The sequence below is a fragment of the Flavicella sp. genome (genome assembly GCF_029238425.1).
GTDB lineage: Bacteria > Bacteroidota > Bacteroidia > Flavobacteriales > Flavobacteriaceae > Flavicella.
This window is the reverse complement of sequence record NZ_JAQWGB010000201.1, coordinates 1-2,786: the sequence shown is the minus strand read 5'-3', so window position 1 is coordinate 2,786 and position 2,786 is coordinate 1. Positions and strand designations below refer to the sequence as shown.

Below are 2,786 nucleotides of genomic sequence, written 5' to 3'. Positions count from 1 at the left end.
AACAGGAGGGAGTTATATCGGAAAAGTAAAATCAAGTGAATCGATAAACTACACTCAAGGTGATGTGATTTGTAAGTTGTTTGAAACCTCATTGCCGAATGTATTCAAAACACAATGGAAAGATTCCTATGGTAATTTTATCAATACAATCGCTTATTTTGACGAACAAGGATTGTTGCATGTGGATTTCTCAGCACCTACTGGAATTACCACCATGAAGTTTACAAAACAATAATTTAGTAATTGTATTTTTCTTGCCACCTCGCTTTTAGGGTATTCCTAAAGTCATTTTCGCGTGAGTTATTGCTAGGTTCGTAGAATTTTGTGTTTTCTATTTCTTTGGGTAAAAACTCTTGGGAAACAAAATTATTTTCATAGTTATGAGAGTATTTATAGTCCTTCCCATAGTTAAGATCTTTCATAAGTTTCGTTGGAGCATTTCTTAAGTGCAAGGGCACGGACAAATCTCCTGTGTTTTGCACGAGTTGTAGTGCTTCATTGATAGCCACATAGGAGCTGTTACTCTTTGGAGAGTTTGCTAAATAGATGGCACATTGACTTAATAGAATTCTTGATTCCGGGTGTCCTATAGTTGTAACCGCCTGAAAAGTAGAATTAGCCATGATCAATGCTGTTGGGTTTGCATTTCCAATGTCTTCAGAAGCAGCAATTAATAATCGACGCGCAATAAATTTAACATCTTCTCCACCTTCAATCATTCTTGCCAACCAATAGACAGCGGCATTCGGATCACTACCGCGAATGGATTTTATAAATGCGGATACAATATCATAATGTTGTTCTCCTGTTTTATCATAACGAACAGTGTTTTTTTGAACTTTGCTTAAAACGAGTTCGTTGGTGATTGTCACCGGCTTCTCTTCAGAAGAAACAACCAACTCAAACACGTTGAGTAGTTTCCTTGCATCACCACTAGAAACTTGAATCAATGCATCGGTTTCTTTTAAGATGACTTCTTTTGACTTTATCAGATCATCTTGTTTCATAGCTCTTTCCAAAAGATTGACTAAATCTGTTTTGTCAAAAGAGTTTAAGATATAGACCTGACACCTAGATAATAGGGCGGGTATGACTTCAAAACTTGGGTTTTCAGTGGTTGCACCAATAAGCGTAACCCAACCTTTTTCCACAGCCGCCAGCAAAGAATCTTGTTGTGATTTACTAAACCTATGTATCTCATCGATAAATAAAATAGGGTTTTTAGCAGTAAACAATCCTCCACTTTGACGTGCCTTTTCGATCACTTCTCGGACATCTTTTACACCAGAGTTGATAGCACTTAGTGTGTAGAATGGGCGTTGAGATTCTTTAGAAATAATATTAGCAAGGGTTGTTTTTCCTATTCCAGGAGGCCCCCATAAAATTAAAGAAGGGATGATACCTTTTTTTATATGTTGGGTCAATATTCCCGTTTGTCCAACCAAATGTTGTTGACTGATGTAGTCTTCTAAGTTTTTCGGTCGGATACGTTCTGCTAATGGTTCGTTCATGTTGTAAAAATACAATTTTGATAGAGAATTTTTTCGGATAATAAGTTTAAATTAGCTTCAAACTATAGCACAATTTTCATGGAAGAGACCAGTCCGTTTACCTATTCAAAAAATGTTTTTAGAATTCCAGTATTGGTCGTTTTTTTGATGTGGTTAGTGTATTGGATTGAAATAAAGTTTTCTCTAAATTTTACAAGGTTCGGGGTTTTACCAAGAACTTTATCCGGACTTAAAGGAATTTTATGTTCTCCCTTTATTCATTCAGATACCAAGCATTTATTTAATAATAGTATTCCAATATTCGTTTTTATTGCAATGTTGTTTTATTTCTATAAAGAGATTGCTTTTAAACTATTGATTTTAGGAACGTTGTTGACTGGTGTTTCTACTTGGTTAATAGGTGGTAAGGGGTATCATATAGGAATGAGTGGAGTCGTATATCTTTTGTTTAGTTTTATTTTTTTTAGCGGTATCTTAAGAAAGCACTTCCGGTTGATATCCGTTTCTTTAGTTGTTATATTTCTTTATGGGAGTATGTTTTGGTATGTCTTTGCCATTGAAAAAGGAATATCGTGGGAAGGTCATTTGTCAGGCTTACTTGTAGGGTTTGCGTTTTCAATAGTGTATAGGAAAATTGGTCCTCAAAAAAAGGAATATGTGTACAAGCAAACTGAATTTGATTTGCTATTTGACGAGAATGGGAATTTTAATCCTCCACCTCATCCAGAAAGTAAAGAAGAGGAAGAAGCAACAGAGTAATTATTTTATTTTTTTCAGATACCCATTGAAGGTTTCTGTTTTGGTTTCTCCTTTGATTACAGAAATATAAGGCATGATATCTCCATGTGGGATTCCAAACTCTACTAAAATTCCACCTCTAGTATTTATATTGATATGGAAAGGAGTCAAGTGCATTTTGTTTTTATCAAAAGTTAATGTGTAGGAGCAGTCATTGAGCCACTTAACATTTGCAAATAAGGTATCACCCTTACTGGAAATTTGTTGCTGACTCGTCTTTGTTTTGATAAGAGTTGCTGCATTTTCAAACAAAGAATCCTTTGAAATCAAAAAAGTACCCGTTTTAAAATCGGTACAAGCAGTTTTTTTATCACAAGAAATTAGATTGACAACTAGGACGCATAGAAATACGTAGATAAAAGTTTTCATAGGGGTATATTTAGAATTTAAAGATACACAAAAGAATGTATAGTGAAATCTAAACTTAGTTTATTTTTTAGCGGCAACTACCAATTCAATTTTGTCTAAAGTAGCTTG

4 protein-coding genes are annotated in these 2,786 nt (G+C 34.5%); 2 read left to right on the top strand and 2 right to left on the bottom strand.

Annotated features, from left to right (window positions below; genetic code table 11):
• The coding region (locus tag P8H68_RS13710; RefSeq protein ID WP_300326384.1) for a hypothetical protein at positions 1-235 on the top strand (235 nt) is incomplete at its 5' end.
• Position 236: 1 nt separating this feature from the next.
• Here the strand turns inward: P8H68_RS13710 and P8H68_RS13705 are convergent.
• Complete coding sequence (locus P8H68_RS13705; protein WP_300326381.1) at positions 237-1,511, bottom strand: replication-associated recombination protein A; 1,275 nt, start codon at positions 1,509-1,511, stop codon at positions 237-239.
• Between the two features lie 78 nt (positions 1,512-1,589).
• On the opposite strand from P8H68_RS13705, the gene P8H68_RS13700 reads away from it, so the two are divergent.
• Entirely contained in the window at positions 1,590-2,270 is a 681-nt protein-coding gene (locus P8H68_RS13700; protein WP_300326378.1) for a rhomboid family intramembrane serine protease, read from the top strand.
• Here P8H68_RS13700 and P8H68_RS13695 read toward each other — a convergent pair whose 3' ends face one another.
• Positions 2,271-2,678, bottom strand: coding sequence for a hypothetical protein (locus P8H68_RS13695; RefSeq protein WP_300326375.1), 408 nt, complete (start codon positions 2,676-2,678; stop codon positions 2,271-2,273). It abuts the gene before it with no gap.
• Positions 2,679-2,786: the final 108 nt, after the last annotated feature.